Source organism: Pseudomonas sp. GW821-FHT04C07 (assembly GCF_059420325.1).
In genome coordinates this window covers 150,065-168,881 of record NZ_JBWKTM010000011.1, presented here as the reverse complement: position 1 = coordinate 168,881, position 18,817 = coordinate 150,065, and the positions used below count along the sequence as shown (strand labels likewise).

General features: G+C 59.2%; 20 protein-coding genes. All 20 read left to right on the top strand.

The window, feature by feature from the left end; all coding sequences use genetic code 11:
- The first annotated feature begins 136 nt into the window (after positions 1-136).
- The 20 genes from AC07UI_RS20570 to fliR all read left to right on the top strand — a co-directional run bounded on the left by AC07UI_RS20570 (position 137) and on the right by fliR (position 18,816).
- Positions 137-1,612, top strand: coding sequence for a sigma-54 dependent transcriptional regulator (locus AC07UI_RS20570; RefSeq protein ID WP_494994224.1), 1,476 nt, complete (start codon positions 137-139; stop codon positions 1,610-1,612).
- 286 nt (positions 1,613-1,898) lie between these two features.
- A complete protein-coding gene (locus tag AC07UI_RS20565; RefSeq protein ID WP_494994294.1) occupies positions 1,899-3,104 on the top strand; it encodes a sensor histidine kinase in 1,206 nt (401 codons plus the stop codon).
- 5 nt (positions 3,105-3,109) lie between these two features.
- Positions 3,110-4,513 carry a sigma-54-dependent transcriptional regulator gene (locus AC07UI_RS20560; RefSeq protein WP_494994223.1) on the top strand — a complete coding sequence of 468 codons (1,404 nt, stop codon included), beginning with the start codon at positions 3,110-3,112 and terminating at the stop codon, positions 4,511-4,513.
- Positions 4,514-4,639: 126 nt separating this feature from the next.
- Positions 4,640-4,969, top strand: a complete 330-nt coding sequence (fliE, locus tag AC07UI_RS20555) for a flagellar hook-basal body complex protein FliE (protein WP_419119279.1) — start codon at positions 4,640-4,642, stop codon at positions 4,967-4,969.
- Between the two features lie 15 nt (positions 4,970-4,984).
- The gene (fliF, locus tag AC07UI_RS20550) at positions 4,985-6,766 is read left to right on the top strand and encodes a flagellar basal-body MS-ring/collar protein FliF (RefSeq protein WP_494994222.1); all 1,782 of its coding nucleotides are present in this window, start codon (positions 4,985-4,987) and stop codon (positions 6,764-6,766) included.
- Positions 6,759-7,778 (top strand): flagellar motor switch protein FliG, encoded by a 1,020-nt coding sequence (fliG, locus tag AC07UI_RS20545; RefSeq protein WP_494994221.1) that lies wholly within the window; start codon positions 6,759-6,761, stop codon positions 7,776-7,778. The genes fliF and fliG overlap by 8 nt, the downstream gene beginning before the upstream one ends.
- A gap of 9 nt (positions 7,779-7,787) precedes the next feature.
- Positions 7,788-8,591, top strand: coding sequence for a flagellar assembly protein FliH (gene fliH, locus AC07UI_RS20540; RefSeq protein WP_494994220.1), 804 nt, complete (start codon positions 7,788-7,790; stop codon positions 8,589-8,591).
- Complete coding sequence (gene fliI / locus AC07UI_RS20535; protein WP_494994219.1) at positions 8,581-9,939, top strand: flagellar protein export ATPase FliI; 1,359 nt, start codon at positions 8,581-8,583, stop codon at positions 9,937-9,939. Before fliH ends, fliI begins: the two co-directional genes overlap by 11 nt.
- A gap of 6 nt (positions 9,940-9,945) precedes the next feature.
- The gene (gene fliJ / locus AC07UI_RS20530; RefSeq protein ID WP_494994218.1) at positions 9,946-10,395 is read left to right on the top strand and encodes a flagellar export protein FliJ; all 450 of its coding nucleotides are present in this window, start codon (positions 9,946-9,948) and stop codon (positions 10,393-10,395) included.
- 86 nt (positions 10,396-10,481) lie between these two features.
- Positions 10,482-10,787 carry an STAS domain-containing protein gene (locus AC07UI_RS20525; protein WP_494994217.1) on the top strand — a complete coding sequence of 102 codons (306 nt, stop codon included), beginning with the start codon at positions 10,482-10,484 and terminating at the stop codon, positions 10,785-10,787.
- A 5-nt stretch (positions 10,788-10,792) separates the two neighbouring features.
- Positions 10,793-12,499: an ATP-binding SpoIIE family protein phosphatase gene (locus AC07UI_RS20520; RefSeq protein ID WP_494994216.1), complete on the top strand. Its 1,707-nt coding sequence runs from the start codon at positions 10,793-10,795 to the stop codon at positions 12,497-12,499.
- Positions 12,500-12,529: 30 nt separating this feature from the next.
- Positions 12,530-12,874, top strand: coding sequence for an Hpt domain-containing protein (locus AC07UI_RS20515; protein WP_494994215.1), 345 nt, complete (start codon positions 12,530-12,532; stop codon positions 12,872-12,874).
- Between the two features lie 109 nt (positions 12,875-12,983).
- Entirely contained in the window at positions 12,984-14,324 is a 1,341-nt protein-coding gene (locus tag AC07UI_RS20510) for a flagellar hook-length control protein FliK (protein ID WP_494994214.1), read from the top strand.
- Positions 14,325-14,554: 230 nt separating this feature from the next.
- A complete protein-coding gene (fliL, locus tag AC07UI_RS20505; protein ID WP_494994213.1) occupies positions 14,555-15,055 on the top strand; it encodes a flagellar basal body-associated protein FliL in 501 nt (166 codons plus the stop codon).
- A gap of 9 nt (positions 15,056-15,064) precedes the next feature.
- Positions 15,065-16,033 (top strand): flagellar motor switch protein FliM, encoded by a 969-nt coding sequence (fliM, locus tag AC07UI_RS20500; RefSeq protein WP_494994212.1) that lies wholly within the window; start codon positions 15,065-15,067, stop codon positions 16,031-16,033.
- A 57-nt stretch (positions 16,034-16,090) separates the two neighbouring features.
- On the top strand, positions 16,091-16,549 hold the full coding sequence (fliN, locus tag AC07UI_RS20495; protein WP_494994211.1) for a flagellar motor switch protein FliN: 459 nt from the start codon (positions 16,091-16,093) through the stop codon (positions 16,547-16,549).
- Positions 16,550-16,984: a flagellar biosynthetic protein FliO gene (fliO, locus tag AC07UI_RS20490; RefSeq protein WP_494994210.1), complete on the top strand. Its 435-nt coding sequence runs from the start codon at positions 16,550-16,552 to the stop codon at positions 16,982-16,984. It begins immediately after the preceding gene.
- A complete protein-coding gene (gene fliP / locus AC07UI_RS20485; RefSeq protein WP_494994209.1) occupies positions 16,984-17,736 on the top strand; it encodes a flagellar type III secretion system pore protein FliP in 753 nt (250 codons plus the stop codon). Before fliO ends, fliP begins: the two co-directional genes overlap by 1 nt.
- Before the next feature lie 24 nt (positions 17,737-17,760).
- Complete coding sequence (fliQ, locus tag AC07UI_RS20480) at positions 17,761-18,030, top strand: flagellar biosynthesis protein FliQ (RefSeq protein WP_494994208.1); 270 nt, start codon at positions 17,761-17,763, stop codon at positions 18,028-18,030.
- Between the two features lie 3 nt (positions 18,031-18,033).
- The gene (fliR, locus tag AC07UI_RS20475; RefSeq protein ID WP_494994207.1) at positions 18,034-18,816 is read left to right on the top strand and encodes a flagellar biosynthetic protein FliR; all 783 of its coding nucleotides are present in this window, start codon (positions 18,034-18,036) and stop codon (positions 18,814-18,816) included.
- Position 18,817 lies beyond the last annotated feature (1 nt).

Genomic DNA, 18,817 nt, shown 5'->3' with positions numbered 1-18,817 from the left:
TTTGACTGTGCACGCTTTTTTGACTTAACTAGTGGCTGATTTCAGAATTCAGGCGTCTATCTGGCAGAAAGTGCCTACAAGCGTCTAGCTTGCCCCTCATGTTGGGCATTGAGTTGACTAGGGAAGTTGCTATTGCATGTGGCGTGAAACCAAAATTCTGCTTATTGATGACGATAGCGTCCGTCGCCGCGACCTTGCGGTGATTTTAAATTTTCTTGGCGAAGAAAATTTACCCTGTGGTAGCCATGATTGGCAGCAGGCTGTCGGCTCTTTGTCATCCAGTCGTGAAGTAATCTGTGTCTTGATCGGGACCGTAAATGCTCCTGGCGCGGTTTTGGGTTTGTTAAAGACACTCTCAATGTGGGATGAGTTCCTTCCGGTTTTGTTAATGGGCGATATTTCTTCCATTGACCTGCCTGAAGACCAGCGCCGCCGAGTGCTTTCCACGCTGGAAATGCCTCCCAGCTACAGCAAATTGCTGGACTCCCTGCACCGTGCCCAGGTCTATCGCGAGATGTACGACCAGGCCCGCGAGCGCGGTCGTCATCGCGAACCCAATCTCTTTCGCAGTCTTGTTGGCACCAGTCGGGCGATTCAGCATGTCCGCCAGATGATGCAGCAAGTGGCCGACACCGATGCCAGCGTGCTGATCCTTGGCGAATCCGGCACCGGCAAGGAAGTGGTGGCGCGCAATCTGCACTACCACTCCAAGCGTCGTGACGGGCCGTTCGTGCCGGTCAACTGTGGTGCGATCCCGGCCGAGTTGCTGGAAAGCGAATTGTTTGGCCACGAGAAGGGCGCTTTCACTGGAGCGATCACCAGTCGTGCCGGACGTTTTGAACTGGCTAACGGCGGTACGCTGTTCCTCGACGAAATCGGTGACATGCCGTTGCCTATGCAGGTCAAGCTGCTGCGTGTGTTGCAGGAGCGGACCTTCGAGCGTGTCGGCAGCAACAAGACCCAAAGCGTCGATGTGCGAATCATTGCGGCGACCCACAAGAACCTCGAAAGCATGATCGAGGTTGGCAGTTTCCGCGAAGACCTGTACTACCGCCTGAACGTATTCCCGATCGAAATGGCACCGCTGCGCGAGCGCGTCGAAGACATTCCGTTGCTGATGAACGAGTTGATCTCGCGCATGGAGCACGAGAAGCGCGGTTCGATCCGCTTCAACTCGGCGGCGATCATGTCGCTGTGCCGTCACGGTTGGCCGGGCAACGTTCGTGAGCTGGCCAACCTGGTGGAGCGCATGGCGATCATGCATCCGTACGGGGTCATCGGTGTGGTCGAGCTGCCGAAGAAATTCCGTTACGTGGACGATGAAGACGAGCAAATGGTCGACAGTCTGCGCAGCGATCTGGAGGAGCGGGTGGCCATTAATGGGCATGCCCCGGACTTCGCGGCCACTGCGATGCTTCCGCCGGAAGGTCTGGACTTGAAGGACTACCTTGGTGGTCTGGAACAAGGCTTGATTCAGCAGGCGCTGGATGATGCCAATGGCATCGTGGCGCGGGCTGCCGAGCGTTTGCGCATTCGTCGTACCACCTTGGTGGAGAAGATGCGTAAGTACGGTATGAGCCGTCGTGATGGCGATGAACAGGCGGATGATTGACGCCTGTTTTTTAACGTGCTGAAAAGCACGTACCCCGCCTCGACAGTAACTGTTCGTCTTTGACGGCATCTCTTGCCGTCATACGGCGTTGCCGCTCCTCGCCATGGCGGGCTATGACTCGTCGCGGCGCCTTGTCTGGCGGCAAGAGCCGCTCGTCAAAAACTGAACGTATTGCCGAGGCGGGGCACGCATTATTTTTCGGCACGGGTATTGCTATAGCTCTCGCAACGTTCCGTTTAACTGACGGTCAGCCAAGCGAGAGAGCACGATGCCCCAAGCCGCCCAGATGTCTCCTGCCCCTGATGCGCAAGGGCAATCGTCGTCCGTAGAGCAGGCAAGCCGGCTTGGGCTTGAGCAGGCGTTTGCACTGTTCAATCAGATGTCGAGCCAACTTACCGACTCCTACAGCATGCTTGAAGCGCGAGTCACCGAACTCAAGGGTGAGCTGGCGGTGGTCAGTGCTCAGCGCATGGAAGAGCTGGCCGAAAAAGAGCGCTTGGCCAATCGACTGCAAAACCTCCTTGACCTGTTGCCCGGTGGCGTCATCGTCATCGATGCGCAAGGCATGGTCCGTGAAGCCAATCCGGCGGCGTGTGAATTGCTCGGCCTGCCGCTGGAGGGTGAGCTCTGGCGTCGGGTCATCGCGCGCTGCTTTGCGCCCCGCGAGGACGACGGTCATGAAATTTCCCTGAAAGATGGTCGACGGCTGTCGATTGCCACCCGGTCGCTGGATGCCGAGCCGGGTCAATTGGTGCTGCTCAACGATCTGACTGAAACCCGTCACCTGCAAGATCAACTTGCCCGCCATGAGCGCTTGTCGTCCCTGGGGCGGATGGTCGCTTCTTTGGCCCACCAGATTCGCACGCCGTTATCGGCGGCCTTGCTGTACGCCAGTCATCTGACCGAACAGGAACTGCCGGTAGCCACTCAGCAACGCTTTGCCGGACGGTTGAAAGAGCGCTTGCACGAGCTGGAGCATCAGGTGCGCGACATGCTGGTGTTCGCCCGTGGCGAGTTGCCGTTGACTGACCGTGTTACCCCTCAGGCATTGATGCAGTCGCTGCAAGCCGCAGCACTGACCCATGTTCAGGATTTACCGGTGCGCTGGCAGTGCGACAGTCATGCTGGCGAGCTGCTGTGCAACCGCGACACGCTGGTGGGGGCTGTGCTCAATCTGATTGAAAACGCCATTCAGGCCAGTGTCGGCAATGTCTGTTTGAAGGTGCATCTCTATACCCGTGAAAACACCTTGCGCTTGTGCGTCAGTGACAACGGCAGTGGTATCGATGCGGCCGTGCAGGCCAGATTGGGTGAGCCGTTTTTCACCACTAAAACCACTGGAACCGGCCTCGGCCTGACGGTGGTCAAAGCGGTGGCGCGTGCTCATCAGGGAGAATTTCTGTTGCGCTCACGGCCGGGCCGCGGCACCTGCGCGCTGGTGGTTTTGCCACTTTTTTCTTGTGAGCAGCCCAGTGTTCAAGGAGTGGAATGAGGCTCATGGCAGTCAAGGTTTTACTGGTCGAAGACGATCGTGCGCTGCGCGAGGCATTGACGGATACGCTGCTGCTGGCCGGGCATGACTACAAGGCTGTCGGCTCGGCAGAGGAGGCGCTGGAGGCGGTCGCCGCCGAAGCGTTCAGTCTGGTGGTCAGTGATGTGAACATGCCGGGGATGGACGGTCATCGGTTGCTCGGCCTGTTGCGTGCGCGTCAGCCGCAGTTGCCTGTCTTGTTGATGACGGCTCACGGTGCGGTCGAGCGGGCGGTGGACGCCATGCGCCAGGGGGCAGCCGATTATCTGGTCAAGCCGTTCGAGCCCAAGGCGTTGCTCGATCTGGTGGCGCGTCATGCCTTGGGTTGTCTGGAGGGGGCGCAGGATGAAGGCCCGGTGGCCTTCGAGCCAGCCAGTGCACAGTTGCTTGAGTTGGCGGCGCGGGTCGCCCGAAGTGATTCCACGGTGTTGATTTCTGGTGAGTCCGGTACGGGCAAGGAGGTGCTGGCACGTTACATTCATCAGCATTCTCATCGAGCGAGTCAGCCGTTTATCGCAATCAACTGTGCGGCGATTCCCGACAACATGCTCGAGGCCACCTTGTTCGGCCATGAGAAGGGCTCGTTCACGGGCGCCATTGCCGCTCAGGCCGGCAAATTCGAGCAGGCTGATGGCGGTACTATTCTGCTCGACGAAATCTCCGAAATGCCTTTAGGGCTACAGGCCAAGCTATTGCGTGTATTGCAGGAACGCGAGGTTGAGCGCGTTGGTGCGCGCAAACCGATCGCGCTGGATATTCGCGTGGTTGCGACCACCAATCGTGATCTGGCTGGCGAAGTGGCGGCGGGGCGGTTTCGTGAAGATCTCTACTATCGTCTGTCCGTGTTTCCGTTGGCCTGGCGTCCGTTACGCGAGCGCACCGCCGATATCCTGCCACTGGCCGAGCGTCTGCTGGCCAGGCACGTCAATAAAATGAAACACGCCGCCGCGCGGTTGTCGAGCGAGGCTCGGGCTTGCCTGGTCGGTTATCCGTGGCCGGGCAACGTACGTGAGTTGGATAACGCGATCCAGCGTGCGCTGATCCTGCAGCAAGGCGGATTGATTCAGCCTCAGGATTTTTGTCTGGCGGGACCTGTGGCCTGTGCGCCGCTTCGTGCATTGGCTGTGCCCAGCTCGCCGCAAGTGCGCGGCACGCCGGTAGATATGGAGCAGGGTGAGTCGGCGGGCGGGCTGGGGGATGATCTGCGTCGTCACGAGTTCCAGATGATCATCGATACCCTGCGTTCCGAGCGCGGTCGCCGCAAAGAAGCGGCCGAGCGCCTGGGCATCAGTCCACGGACGTTGCGCTACAAGCTGGCGCAAATGCGCGATGCCGGAATGGACGTTGAGGCTTACTTGTTCGCGACCTGATGAGTCGGCAAAGACCGGGAGCGGGTTTTGTTCATGGTTGCCATGGAGCTGGCACCCTTGTTGCTAACACCTGTCTATCCGCTGTGTGAGTGTCAAAAAATTGCGGGTCGTCAGAGAGAGTAGACCATGAGCCAGGGTATTGAATTTAATCGATTGATGTTGGATATGCGTTCCATGCAGATGGATGCCATGGCTCAACCTAAATCGGCTGTCGCAGTGCCGGAAATGGGCGGCAGCAGCTTTTCCGACATGCTTGGGCAGGCCGTCAACAAGGTCAACGACACTCAGCAGGCATCGAACCAATTGTCGAGTGCCTTCGAAATCGGCAAAAGCGGCGTCGACCTGACGGATGTGATGATTTCCTCGCAGAAGGCCAGCGTCTCTTTCCAGGCGTTGACACAAGTGCGTAACAAGCTGGTTCAGGCGTACCAAGACATCATGCAGATGCCAGTTTAAGGAAGAGATTGAGTCATGGCAGAAGCAGTCGCCGATAACGTTCCGGTCAAGGCCAGCCCAGCAGGCGGCAAGCCGCCGCTGTTCGGTTTGTCCTTTCTGGAAAACCTCTCCGAGATGACCATGCTGCGTCAGGTTGGCCTCATGGTTGGTCTGGCAGCGAGCGTGGCGATTGGGTTTGCCGTGGTGTTGTGGTCCCAGCAGCCCGATTATCGTCCGCTGTATGGCAGCCTTGCCGGTATGGACGCCAAGCAGGTCATGGACACTCTGGCCTCCGCAGACATTGCCTATACCGTTGAGCCTAATTCCGGTGCGTTGCTGGTCAAGGCTGATGATTTGCCACGGGCGCGACTCAAACTTGCCGCTGCCGGTGTGACTCCGCGCGACGGCAATATCGGTTTCGAAATCCTCGATAAGGACCAGGGCCTGGGTACCAGTCAGTTCATGGAGGCGACCCGTTATCGTCGCGGCCTTGAAGGGGAATTGGCGCGGACCATCTCCAGTCTGAATAACGTCAAGGGCGCGCGCGTGCACCTGGCGATTCCGAAAAGCTCGGTGTTTGTGCGCGACGAGCGCAAGCCAAGTGCTTCGGTACTGGTTGAACTGTATTCCGGCCGCTCGCTGGAGCCGGGTCAGGTTGTGGCGATTATCAATCTGGTGGCAACCAGTGTTCCCGAGCTGAGCAAGTCGCAGATCACGGTGGTCGATCAGAAGGGCACCCTGCTCTCCGACCAGGCGGAAAACTCCGAACTGACCATGGCCGGCAAGCAATTCGACTACAGCCGCCGCATGGAAAGCATGCTCACTCAGCGTGTGCACAACATTCTGCAGCCAGTACTGGGCAACGACCGCTATAAGGCCGAAGTGTCCGCTGACGTGGACTTCAGTGCCGTCGAGTCGACTTCCGAACAGTTCAACCCTGACCAGCCTGCATTGCGCAGCGAGCAGTCAGTCAACGAACAACGCTCCAGCAGTAATGGCCCGCAAGGTGTGCCGGGCGCCCTGAGCAACCAGCCTCCGTCCCCGGCCTCCGCGCCGCAAACCACGGCCGGCGCTGCGCCTGCTTCCGGTATGGTGCAGCCAGGGCAACCGTTGCTCGATGCCAACGGTCAGCAAATCATGGACCCGGCCACAGGTCAGCCAATGCTGGCGCCGTACCCGGCGGACAAGCGTCAACAATCCACCAAGAACTTCGAGCTTGATCGCTCCATCAGCCACACCAAGCAGCAGCAGGGACGTTTGAGTCGTCTGTCGGTTGCGGTGGTGGTCGATGATCAGGTCAAGGTCAATGCAGCCAACGGCGAAACCACCCGCGCGCCATGGAGCGCCGACGAATTGGCGCGCTTCACTCGCCTGGTGCAGGACGCCGTCGGTTTCGACGCCAGCCGTGGCGACAGTGTCAGCGTGATCAATGTGCCGTTCTCCGCCGAGCGCGGTGAAGTGATCGCCGAAATTCCGTTCTACTCGCAGCCATGGTTCTGGGACATCGTGAAACAGCTGCTCGGGGTATTGTTCATCCTGGTGCTGGTGTTCGGTGTGCTGCGTCCGGTGCTCAACAACATCACCGGCAAAGGCAAGCAGTTGGCGGGTATCGGTAGCGACGCCGAGCTGGGCGGCATGGGTGCTCTGGATGGCGAACTGAGCAACGACCGCGTCAGCCTTGGTGGCCCGCAAAGCATCTTGCTGCCTAGCCCGAGCGAAGGCTATGACGCACAGTTGAATGCAATCAAAAGTCTGGTGGCAGAAGACCCGGGTCGAGTGGCTCAGGTCGTGAAAGAGTGGATTAACGCAGATGAGTGATAACCGAGCTGCTACCGAAAAACTCACTCGAGTCGACAAAGCCGCGATTCTGCTGCTGTCCCTGGGTTCAACCGATGCCGCGCAAGTGTTGCGGCACATGGGGCCCAAGGAGGTTCAGCGTGTCGGCGTGGCCATGGCGCAAATGCGCAATGTGCACCGCGAGCAGGTCGAGCAGGTCATGAGCGAGTTCGTCAATATCGTCGGCGACCAGACCAGCCTCGGCGTCGGTTCCGATGACTATGTCCGCAAGATGCTCACTCAGGCCCTGGGCGAAGACAAGGCCAACGGCCTGATCGACCGGATCCTGCTGGGTGGCAACACCAGCGGCCTGGACAGTCTGAAGTGGATGGAGCCGCGGGCGGTGGCGGACGTGATCCGTTACGAGCACCCGCAGATCCAGGCCATCGTCGTCGCTTATCTGGACCCGGACCAGGCCGGTGAAGTGCTCGGGAATTTCGATCACAAGGTGCGGCTGGATATCATTCTGCGGGTTTCCTCGCTCAATACCGTGCAGCCGGCGGCGCTGAAAGAGCTCAACCAGATTCTCGAGAAACAGTTCTCCGGCAACTCCAATGCGGCTCGTACCACCCTGGGTGGTATCAAGCGTGCTGCCGACATCATGAACTTCCTCGACAGCTCGATCGAAGGTCAGTTGATGGACTCGATCCGCGAAGTCGACGAAGACCTGTCCGGTCAGATCGAAGACCTCATGTTTGTGTTCAACAACTTGTCCGACGTCGACGACCGCGGTATCCAGGCGCTGCTACGCGAGGTCTCATCCGACGTGCTGGTGCTGGCTCTCAAAGGCTCGGACGAAGGCGTCAAGGAAAAGATCTTCAAGAACATGTCCAAACGGGCGGCCGAACTGCTGCGTGACGACCTCGAGGCCAAGGGCCCGGTACGCGTCAGCGATGTGGAAACCGCTCAGAAAGAAATCCTCACCATTGCCCGCCGTATGGCCGAAGCCGGAGAAATTGTTCTCGGCGGGAAGGGCGGCGAAGAAATGATCTAAGGCAGGTCCATGTCTTCCAGAAATGATGAGTCCCCAAGCGACCTGATTCGCGCCCGGGATGTCGGCGGTTTCGACATCTGGTCGTTGCCCAGCTTCGACCCGCATCAGCCGGAGCCGGAACCTGAGCCGGAGCCTGTAGAAGAAACACCGGCCGAGATGGAAGAAGTGCCGCTGGAAGAAGTCCAGCCACTGACCCTCGAAGAGCTCGAAAGTATCCGCCAGGAGGCTTATAACGAAGGTTTCGCGACCGGTGAGAAAGAGGGCTTTCACAGCACTCAACTCAAGGTTCGCCAGGAAGCCGAGGTTGCCTTGAGTGCCAGGCTCGCCAGCCTCGAGCGGTTGATGGAAAACCTCTTCGAGCCGATTGCCGATCAGGATTCACAGATCGAGAAGTCGATGGTCGGGTTGGTCGAGCACATTACACGTCAGGTGATCCAGCGTGAGCTGGCTATCGACTCGACACAGATCGAACAGGTGATGCGCGAAGCGTTGAAGCTGCTACCGCTCGATGCCGAAAATGTCCGCCTTTTTATCAATCCGCAGGATTTCGACCAAGTCAAAGCCCTGCGCGAACGCCACGAAGAAAAATGGCGGATCGTCGAGGATGCGGCGTTGCAGGCCGGTGGTCTGCGGGTTGAAACCGCCCACAGCCGCATTGATGCGACCATCGAAACCCGTATCACCCAGGTCATGGCCAAGCTCTTCGACCAGTTGCACGAACAGGCCCTGCATCCAGCCAAACCTGACCTGAGTGTCGAGCTTGCTGCTGTTGAGAATCATCGCGTCGAACTGGATCGTGCGGATGCGTCTTGAGCGAACCAGCTTTGGCAAGCGCCTGAGCAGCTACGCCGAAGCCACCGAGCTGGCGGGCCAGCCGATCCTTGAAGGGCGATTGCTGCGCATGGTCGGCTTGACCCTTGAAGCAGAAGGCTTGCGTGCTGCCATGGGCAGTCGCTGCGTGGTGATCAACGATGACAGTTATCACCCGGTACAGGTAGAAGCTGAAGTCATGGGTTTCTCCGGCAATAAAGTCTTTCTGATGCCGGTGGGCAGTGTCGCTGGCATCGCGCCGGGCGCGCGGGTCGTTCCGTTGGCCGATACCGGTCGTTTGCCAATGGGCATGAGCATGCTCGGGCGGGTGCTCGATGGCGCCGGGCGCGCGCTGGACGGCAAGGGCGGCATGAAGGCCGAAGACTGGGTGCCGATCGACGGTCCGACCATCAACCCGCTCAAGCGTCATCCTATCAGCCAACCGCTGGACGTCGGCATTCGCAGTATCAACGGATTACTGACAGTCGGCCGCGGTCAGCGTCTCGGGCTGTTCGCCGGTACCGGTGTCGGCAAGAGTGTGCTGCTGGGCATGATGACGCGCTTTACCGAGGCCGACATCATTGTCGTCGGGCTGATCGGCGAGCGGGGTCGTGAAGTTAAGGAGTTCATCGAGCACATTCTCGGTGAAGAAGGCCTCAAGCGTTCGGTGGTGGTGGCCTCGCCTGCGGACGATGCGCCACTGATGCGCCTGCGTGCCGCCACGTATTGCACGCGTATTGCCGAGTATTTTCGCGACAAGGGCAAGAATGTTCTGTTGCTGATGGATTCCCTGACCCGTTTCGCTCAGGCCCAGCGGGAAATCGCCCTGGCCATCGGCGAGCCGCCGGCGACCAAGGGCTATCCGCCTTCAGTGTTCGCCAGATTGCCGAAACTGGTGGAGCGCGCAGGTAACGCCGAAGCGGGCGGGGGGTCGATCACGGCTTTCTATACCGTGCTTTCAGAGGGTGATGATCAGCAGGACCCCATCGCCGATGCGGCGCGAGGCGTACTTGACGGTCATATCGTGCTGTCGCGGCGTTTGGCCGAGGAAGGTCACTACCCGGCCATCGACATCGAGGCGTCCATCAGTCGGGTCATGCCGTCGGTGGTCAGCCCGGAGCATATGAGGCGTGCGCAACACTTCAAACAACTCTGGTCGCGCTACCAACAGAGCCGCGACTTGATCAGCGTCGGTGCCTATGTGCCCGGCGGCGATCGGGAAACCGACACGGCCATCGCCTTGCAACCGTCGATGCTTACCTACCTTCGCCAAGGCTTGAACGACAACATCGGCATGGGCGAGAGCGAGGCTCATCTGGCATCGGTGTTTGCTCCTGTGGCCGGCGGTTAAGTCGTCGTGGCCCAGAGCCGTGCGGCGCGCCTGGCGCCAGTGGTCGACATGGCTGAAAGCGTCGAGCGCACTGCCGCCCAGCGTCTGGGGCACTTTCAGGGGCAGGTCCGTCTGGCGGAGAGCAAGCTGGGCGACCTGGAGCGCTTTCGTGGCGAGTACCAGCAGCAATGGATCGACCGTGGCAGTCAGGGGGTGTCCGGACAATGGCTGATGAATTACCAGCACTTCCTCAATCAACTGGAAACGGCGGTCGGCCAGCAGCGACAAAGTCTTGTCTGGCACCAGAACAATCTGAACAAGGCGCGAGAAACCTGGCAGCAGGCTTATGCGCGGGTCGAGGGGTTGCGCAAGCTGGTTCAGCGCTATATCGATGAAGCGCGTCAGCTTGAAGACAAGCGCGAACAGAAGCTGCTCGACGAATTGTCGCAGCGCTTGCCGCGTCAGGATCAGTATTGATCCGCTATTTCCGGTTTTGCCGGTTGCCCGCGGGCGTGCGGGGTGCTAAACCTTTTACACGTTGCCAATGACAAGGAAGCATTATCATGTCGGTCGTTACTGAAGTTTCACCGGACGGGCAAAAGCTGACGATCTCGATCAAGGGTCGTTTTGATTTCGGCAAGCATCAGGAGTTTCGCGAGTCCTATGAGCGACTCAATAAAACACCCGAGTACATTGTGGTCGATTTGAAAGAGGCCACTTATCTGGACAGCTCCGCGCTGGGCATGCTGCTGTTGCTGCGTGATCATGCCGGCGGAGAAAAATCCGATATACGGGTGATCAACGGTAGCTCGGACGTTCGCAAGATCCTCGCCATCTCCAACTTCGACAAGCTCTTCGACATCAGTTGATCGCCATGCAGCCGGTGTCTGAACCGCTGACCGTCCTGATCGCCGAAGACAGTGCAGCCGATCGCCTGCTGCTGTCGAGTATCGTCCGTCGCCAGGGGCATGAAGTGCTGACGGCCGGCAACGGTGCCGAGGCGGTGGCCGTGTTCGGGCAGCAGCGACCGCAGCTGGTATTGATGGACGCGATGATGCCGGTGATGGACGGTTTCGAGGCCGCCCGGCAGATCAAGCAGTTGGCCGGCGAAACGCTGGTGCCGATTATCTTTCTGACCTCTCTGACCGAAAGCGAAGCCCTGGCTCGTTGCCTGGAAGCGGGTGGCGACGACTTTTTGGCCAAGCCTTATAACCAGGTGATTCTGGCCGCCAAGATCAAAGCGATGGACCGATTGCGCCGGTTGCAGGCGACGGTGCTTGAGCAGCGCGACCTGATTGCCAGTCACCATGACTATTTGCTCAATGAGCAGCGGGTCGCCAAGGCGGTATTCGACAAGGTGGCGCATGCCGGGTGTCTGAATGCGCCGAATATCCGTTACCTGCAATCGCCTTATGCCTTGTTCAACGGCGACTTGCTGCTGGCAGCGTTTACGCCCGCCGGCGATATGCACGTTCTGCTGGGCGACTTCACCGGCCACGGTTTGCCGGCGGCGGTGGGGGCCATGCCGTTGGCGGAAGTCTTCTATGGCATGACTGCCAAAGGCTATGGTCTGTCGGAAACCCTGCGCGAGATGAACGCCAAGCTCAAGCGCATCTTGCCGGTCGATATGTTTTGCTGCGCCACGATGCTTTGCCTGAGTGGTCAGCGACGGGCAGTGGAGGTCTGGAATGGCGGGATGCCGGATGGCTATCTGCATTGCAGCGCAACGGGCGAGCGTACGTCGCTGTTGTCGCGGCATTTACCGTTGGGTGTACTGGGCGCGCAAGACTTCGATGATCGAACCGAAGTCTTCCCCATGGCGCTCGGGGACCGGATCTTTCTGTTGTCGGATGGGGTGATCGATACCTGTGACGCCAATGAGCAATTGTTTGGCGTTGAACGATTAGAGCGGGTATTTGCTGCCAATAGCCATCCAGCCCGGCTGTTCGAGGAGATCGAGCAAGCGCTGAAGGATTTTCGCGGTGAGGCGCGCGACGATGTCAGCATGGTCGAGGTGAGCCAGCTTGCGGCAGAGCTGCTGAGCGCTCCAGTGATGGTTTATTCAGACAGCGGCCAATCCTGCCCGCTGGATTGGTCGGTGAGTTTCGAGTTCCGCGGGGCTACGCTCAAACGCTTCAATCCTCTGCCTTATTTGCTGCGGTTGTTGCTTGAAGTGCATGGGCTGCGGGCGCAAAGCGGAGCGCTTTACAGTGTGATGTCCGAGCTCTATTCCAATGCCCTGGAGCACGGCGTGCTGGGGCTCGATTCAAGCCTCAAGCGCGATGCCCTGGGCTTTACGCAGTACTATCACCAGCGCAACACGCGCCTCACCGAGCTTGAAGACGGCTACGTGCGGGTGCACTTGCAGGTGGAGCCGCGAGGCGAAGGTGGATGCCTGGTGGTTCGGGTCGAGGACAGTGGTGCAGGTTTTGATGTGCAGCGAGTAATGGCCAGGCCCATTGATACCGGCAGGTTGTCGGGGCGTGGAGTGAGCCTGATTCGCCAGTTGAGTCGCAGTGCGAGCTGGTCTGACGATGGCCGCAGCGCCCGCGTGGAGTTTTACTGGGAGGCTCTGGCATAATCCGCGAATTCTTGATCAAGGAGCGAGCAAGTGGATGAGATTCATCTGGACCACGATGTGCTGAGCGCATTGCAGGAAGTCATGGAGGATGAGTATCCGCTGCTGCTGGATACCTTTCTCTCAGATTCGGAAGAGCGTTTGAGGCAGTTGCATAAAGCCGATGATGCACACCAGCTCATAGCGGCGGCTCATAGTTTCAAGGGCAGTAGCAGTAATATGGGCGCTACCCGTCTCGCCGAGCTGTGCCATCAACTTGAGCTGCGGGCCAAAGAGCCGTCGCCTGCCGATATCGAAAAGCTGGTGGCAGAGATTGACGGCGAATTCGCTATCGTCCGCCCTCTGTATGAGGAGGAGCTCGAGCGTTTCCATTGTTGAAAAAAAGCCGCCGCCTGGCGGTTTTTAACTTTACTGAACCAATCTGGCTCGACCTTTGCTAGATATCCTCCAACTGTGCCTACGATCCCAGTGCAGCGGAGACCGTTTTATGCCCCTCACCCCGAACATGCTTCTTCAGGCCGCGTCGAAGGCCAAGACTCCGGCCGCCACTGCCGATACCCCGGCAGTCGTTGCCGGGCCTGGGGATAAGGCTTCAAGCTTTGCACAGGTCTACGCCAAAGAGTCGCAGAGCAAACCTGCCGCGACAGGTGTGGGATCAGTCAGGCCGGTGCGCGACACGGTCGCGGTTAGCGCCGGCAAGAAGGGCACGGTCAGTGATAAAGCTGCCGCCCCGGAGCCGGCAGTTGCCGATAGCGGCAATTCCTTGCCTGCCGATAAAACGGCCGATTCGCACGATAAGCTCGCCAGTGATAATGCGCCCGCGACCGACACCCCGGTGGCTGACAGTGTGCCGGCCGACCCGACACTGGACCCTGCGTTGATGCAAACAGTGCAGCCGGTCGTGCCGGCCCCTGCGCCCGAAACGCCGCCAGTGGTTGCTGCCGTGCAGCCGCAGGTTGAAGCCCCGCTCGCCGCAGTGGCGACTGCCCCATGCGCGCCTGCCCAGGCGGCGGTGGCAGATCCCCAATTTGATCCGCAAGCGGATCCGCTCGATGCGCTGCCCGCCGTGCGTCTGGCCCTTGAGCAAAGCGGGCATGTGTCGGCTTCCAGTCAGGTTCAGTCCAAAGCTGCACCGGATCAGTCTGAGCTGACTGCGGCGCAAACCTTTGCCAACGGCCTGGCGACCATGGTGGATCAGCAAGCGGCTAAAGACAGTACCGACCAGGGCGGTGACAAGGCGTTCAGCGGCTTGATCGACGGTGGCCTCAAAGACCTGAAAGATGCCTCCAGCGATACCCGTGTCGACGACTTCGCCAGCCGCTTGGCGGCGCTGACCCAGGCTGCAACGCCAAAGACCGCCAATGCGCTGCCGGTGAATCAACCGTTGGCCATGCATCAGAGTGGCTGGACCGAAGAGGTGGTCAATCGGGTCATGTACCTGTCCAGTGCCAATCTCAAGTCCGCCGATATTCAGCTGCAGCCGGCAGAGTTGGGGCGTCTGGATATTCGCGTGAACATGGCAGCGGATCAGCAGACTCAAGTGACCTTCATCAGTGGTCACGCCGTCGTGCGTGAAGCGCTGGAAGGGCAGGTACACCGCTTGCGCGACATGTTCTCCCAGCAAGGTATGGGGCAGGTCGACGTCAACGTGTCCGATCAGTCCCGTGGCTGGCAGGGCCAGCAGCAGGCCCAGCAAGGGCAGAACCGCAATGGCGGCAATGGCGGTCGGCTGGATTCGGGGGACGATGAGCTGCCGATGAGTGTGGCTGAAGTCGCCGCCAGCACCACAAGTGTGGTGGGTTCCAGTGCGGTGGATTATTACGCCTGATTGAATCTGCATCGCCTGTTGATCGTTCCCACGCTCGCGCGTGGGAATGCCGCCCTGGACGCTCCGGCGTCCGCTTTGTGACGCAGAGCGTCACTCGATGCGTTCCTTTGCGGCGCGTGGGAACGATCATTCACCATTCCGTTCGTTTTCCGTCCTGACAACTCTGGCATAACACTTGCTCTTGCCTTGCCGTGCGACTGTGAAAACCCGAATAGTGACGGATTATTGGCATGGCGAAGAGCGAAGCAGTGAAAGACCCCGCCGGGAAAGGCAAACTCAAGCTTATTCTCCTGATTGTTCTGGCTTTACTGCTGGTTATCGGCGTGTCAATCGGGGCGACCTGGTACGTCATGCACAGTGCCAAAAGCAAGCCTGAACCGACTGCTGCGGATGTGGCCAGCAGCGTCAAACCGGCAGCGATCTATGAGCCAATGGCTCCGGCTTTCGTGGCCAATTTCAATCAGAACGGTCGTCAGCGTTACCTGCAGGTGAGCATTACGATGCTCGCGCGCAATCAGGCCGATCTGGATGCGCTGAAAGTCCACATGCCGGTGATCCGCAATAACCTGGTCATGCTCTTCTCCGGGCAAAGCTTCGACAGCCTGGCGACCCCGGTCGGCCAGGAAATGTTGCGCCAGAAGGCGACTGCCAGCGTGCAGGAAGTGGCGCAGAAAGAAGTTGGCAAAGTGGTGGTCGAGCAGTTGCTCTTTACTAACTTCGTACTGCAGTAGGAACACGACATGGCCGTGCAGGACCTGCTGTCCCAGGATGAGATCGATGCGCTGTTGCATGGTGTCGACGACGGTCTGGTTCAGACCGACAACGCTGCTGAGCCCGGTAGCATCAAAAGCTATGACCTGACCAGCCAGGATCGCATCGTCCGCGGACGCATGCCGACCCTGGAAATGATCAACGAACGGTTTGCCCGCTATACCCGCATCAGCATGTTCAACATGCTGCGTCGTTCGGCGGACGTTGCCGTCGGTGGCGTGCAGGTCATGAAGTTCGGTGAATACGTTCACTCGCTGTATGTGCCAACCAGTCTCAACCTGGTCAAGATCAAGCCGTTGCGCGGTACCGCGTTGTTCATCCTGGACGCCAAGCTGGTGTTCAAGCTGGTGGATAATTTTTTCGGTGGTGACGGTCGTCACGCGAAGATCGAAGGGCGCGAATTCACACCCACCGAGTTGCGCGTGGTGCGCATGGTGCTGGAGCAGGCCTTCATCGATTTGAAGGAGGCCTGGCAGGCGATCATGGAAGTGAACTTCGAGTACATCAACTCGGAAGTAAACCCGGCCATGGCGAACATCGTCGGGCCGAGTGAGGCCGTCGTGGTCTCGACCTTCCACATCGAACTCGATGGTGGCGGCGGCGATCTGCACGTGACCATGCCGTACTCGATGATCGAACCGGTCCGGGAAATGCTCGATGCGGGCTTTCAGTCGGATCTCGATGACCAGGACGAGCGCTGGGTCAAGGCCTTGCGCGAGGATGTGCTGGACGTCGATGTGCCACTGAGCGCCACGGTCGCGCGCCGTCAATTGCGTCTGCGGGACATCCTGCATATGCAGCCCGGCGATGTGATTCCGGTAGAGCTTCCGGAAGAATTGGTCATGCGCGCCAACGGTGTGCCGGCCTTCAAGGTCAAGCTGGGCTCCCACAAGGGCAACCTGGCATTGCAAGTGGTTGAGCCGATCGAGCGCCGTTAAGCGGCGCCTGTACTAATTCGCTTTGTTAAATGATTTTTTGCCCGCCGAGGATAACTGATGGCTGACGAACACGATGTAATTTCCCCGGATGATCAGGCCTTGGCTGATGAGTGGGCTGCCGCTCTGGGAGAAGCCGGTGATGCCGGTCAGGACGATATCGATGCCTTGCTGGCGGCCGATGCGCCGACGTCCAACCGATTGCCGATGGAAGAGTTTGGCAGCGTGCCAAGGAATAACGACCCGGTCACTCTCGACGGTCCGAACCTGGATGTGATCCTGGATATCCCGGTATCGATTTCCATGGAAGTCGGCAGCACCGATATCAACATCCGTAACCTGTTGCAGTTGAACCAGGGTTCGGTGATCGAGCTCGATCGTCTGGCGGGTGAGCCATTGGACGTGCTGGTCAATGGCACGCTGATCGCTCACGGCGAAGTTGTGGTGGTCAACGAGAAGTTCGGCATACGCCTGACGGACGTGATCAGTCCTAGCGAACGCATCAAGAAGCTGCGCTAAGTGAAGACGTTTCTCGGTGTACTCCTGGCCTTGCCATTCAGCGTGCTGGCGGCCGAACCGCTGGCTCAGGCCGCAGCGCCGGTGGCCAGCAGCGGTGTTGCCGGGCAACTGACGCAGTTGGTGGTGGGCTTGTTGCTGGTGTTGGGCTTGATCTTCTTCCTGGCCTGGCTGTTGCGCCGGGTTCAACAGGCAGGGCCAGGTGGCAAAGGGCAGGTGATCGAGCTGATCGGTTCGCGGGCCCTCGGGCCGCGGGATCGGCTGGTGTTGGTGCAGGTCGGCAGCGAGCAGATTCTGCTGGGGCTGACGCCGGGCACCATCACCGCGTTGCATGTGCTCAAGGAGCCGGTGCAGGTGCCCGGCACCGAGCAAGCGACACCCGAGTTCGCCCAGCGCCTGATGGAATTGTTGGGCAAGGATCAGAAGGAAAAGAAGTAATGGGCGCATTGCGCATAGTGCTGACGCTGGTGCTGATGCTCGCGGCGCCGTTGGCGTTCGCCGCCGATCCGTTGTCGATTCAGGCGATCACCTTGGGTACGGGGGCCAACGGGCAGCAGGAATACTCGGTCAGCCTGCAGATTCTGCTGATCATGACGGCGCTCAGCTTCATTCCGGCGTTCGTCATGCTGATGACCAGCTTCACCCGGATCATCATCGTGTTCTCGATTCTGCGTCAGGCCCTGGGCCTGCAGCAGACGCCGTCGAACCAGATTCTCACCGGCATGGCGTTGTTTCTGACCATGTTCATCATGGCGCCGGTGTTCGATCGAGTGAATCAGGACGCCTTGCAGCCATACCTGGCTGAAAAGCTCACGGCCCAGGACGCAGTAGCCAAGGCGCAAGTGCCGATCAAGGACTTCATGCTGGCGCAGACCCGCAGCAGCGATCTGGAGTTGTTCATGCGTTTGTCCAAGCGCACTGACATTGTCACTGCGGACCAGGCGCCGCTGACCATTTTGGTCCCGGCCTTCGTCACTTCCGAGCTGAAAACCGCGTTCCAGATCGGTTTCATGATTTTCATTCCGTTCCTGATCATCGACCTGGTGGTGGCCAGTGTGCTGATGGCCATGGGGATGATGATGCTCTCGCCGCTGATCATTTCCCTGCCGTTCAAGATCATGTTGTTCGTACTGGTGGATGGCTGGGCGTTGATCATCGGTACGCTGGCGAGCAGTTTTGGCGGTGTTTAAAACCTTGTTGGCGGGTGGTGCGTTATGACTCCTGAAGTCGCTGTAGACATCTTCCGTGAAGCGCTCTGGCTGACCACGATGATGGTTGCCATATTGGTCGTTCCGAGTTTGCTGGTGGGTTTGCTGGTGGCAATGTTTCAGGCGGCCACGCAGATCAACGAACAAACCTTGAGCTTCCTGCCGCGTTTATTGGTGATGCTGGTCACGTTGATCGTCGCCGGGCCCTGGTTGGTGCAAACCTTCATGGAATACATCCTGCAGTTGTACGGCAGTATTCCGCAGGTCATCGGTTAAACCATGTCGATGCTTGCGCTGACCGACACACAGATCAGCACCTGGGTGGCGTCCTTCATGCTGCCACTGTTTCGTGTCGGCTCCTTGCTGATGGTCATGCCGATCTTCGGCACGACCCTGGTGCCCAGGCGCGTGCGTCTGTACTTCGCTCTGGCGATCACCGTGGTCATTGTTCCGGGTTTGCCACCCATGCCTGAGGTGCACGCGCTGGACCTCAGTGGGCTGCTGTTGATTGCCGAGCAGATCATCATTGGCGCTGTGCTGGGGTTCTCCTTGCAGCTGTTCTTCCAGGCGTTCGTGGTGGCTGGGCAGATCATTGCGATTCAGATGGGCATGGGCTTCGCCTCGATGGTCGACCCCACCAACGGCGTGTCGGTGGCGGTGATCGGGCAGTTCTTCACCATGCTGGTGACGCTGCTGTTTCTGTCGATGAATGGCCACTTGGTAGTCTTCGAGGTGCTCACCGAAAGCTTCACCACCTTCCCGGTGGGCGGTGGCCTGGTGGTCAATCATTTCTGGGAATTGGCCGGCAAGCTGGGCTGGGTGCTGGGCGCGGCCCTGTTGCTGGTGTTGCCGGCGGTCACCGCGTTGCTGGTAGTCAACATCGCCTTCGGTGTGATGACCCGTGCGGCGCCGCAATTGAACATCTTCTCCGTCGGCTTTCCGCTGACGCTGGTGCTGGGTCTGGTGATTTTCTGGGTCAGTCTGGCCGACATCTTCAATCAGTATCAGCCGCTGGCCAGCGAGGCTCTGCAATTTTTACGCGAACTGGCACAGGCGCGCTGAG

Excerpts from the sequence above, each read along its gene's own strand:
- AC07UI_RS20570 (WP_494994224.1), top strand. The coding sequence starts at position 137 with ATGTGGCGTGAAACCAAAATTCTGCTTATTGATGACGATAGCGTCCGT.
- AC07UI_RS20565 (WP_494994294.1), top strand. The coding sequence starts at position 1,899 with ATGTCTCCTGCCCCTGATGCGCAAGGGCAATCGTCGTCCGTAGAGCAG.
- AC07UI_RS20560 (WP_494994223.1), top strand. The coding sequence starts at position 3,110 with ATGGCAGTCAAGGTTTTACTGGTCGAAGACGATCGTGCGCTGCGCGAG.
- fliE (WP_419119279.1), top strand. The coding sequence starts at position 4,640 with ATGAGCCAGGGTATTGAATTTAATCGATTGATGTTGGATATGCGTTCC.
- fliF (WP_494994222.1), top strand. The coding sequence starts at position 4,985 with ATGGCAGAAGCAGTCGCCGATAACGTTCCGGTCAAGGCCAGCCCAGCA.
- fliG (WP_494994221.1), top strand. The coding sequence starts at position 6,759 with ATGAGTGATAACCGAGCTGCTACCGAAAAACTCACTCGAGTCGACAAA.
- fliH (WP_494994220.1), top strand. The coding sequence starts at position 7,788 with ATGTCTTCCAGAAATGATGAGTCCCCAAGCGACCTGATTCGCGCCCGG.
- fliI (WP_494994219.1), top strand. The coding sequence starts at position 8,581 with ATGCGTCTTGAGCGAACCAGCTTTGGCAAGCGCCTGAGCAGCTACGCC.
- AC07UI_RS20525 (WP_494994217.1), top strand. The coding sequence starts at position 10,482 with ATGTCGGTCGTTACTGAAGTTTCACCGGACGGGCAAAAGCTGACGATC.
- AC07UI_RS20520 (WP_494994216.1), top strand. The coding sequence starts at position 10,793 with ATGCAGCCGGTGTCTGAACCGCTGACCGTCCTGATCGCCGAAGACAGT.
- AC07UI_RS20510 (WP_494994214.1), top strand. The coding sequence starts at position 12,984 with ATGCCCCTCACCCCGAACATGCTTCTTCAGGCCGCGTCGAAGGCCAAG.
- fliL (WP_494994213.1), top strand. The coding sequence starts at position 14,555 with ATGGCGAAGAGCGAAGCAGTGAAAGACCCCGCCGGGAAAGGCAAACTC.
- fliM (WP_494994212.1), top strand. The coding sequence starts at position 15,065 with ATGGCCGTGCAGGACCTGCTGTCCCAGGATGAGATCGATGCGCTGTTG.
- fliN (WP_494994211.1), top strand. The coding sequence starts at position 16,091 with ATGGCTGACGAACACGATGTAATTTCCCCGGATGATCAGGCCTTGGCT.
- fliP (WP_494994209.1), top strand. The coding sequence starts at position 16,984 with ATGGGCGCATTGCGCATAGTGCTGACGCTGGTGCTGATGCTCGCGGCG.
- fliQ (WP_494994208.1), top strand. The coding sequence starts at position 17,761 with ATGACTCCTGAAGTCGCTGTAGACATCTTCCGTGAAGCGCTCTGGCTG.
- fliR (WP_494994207.1), top strand. The coding sequence starts at position 18,034 with ATGTCGATGCTTGCGCTGACCGACACACAGATCAGCACCTGGGTGGCG.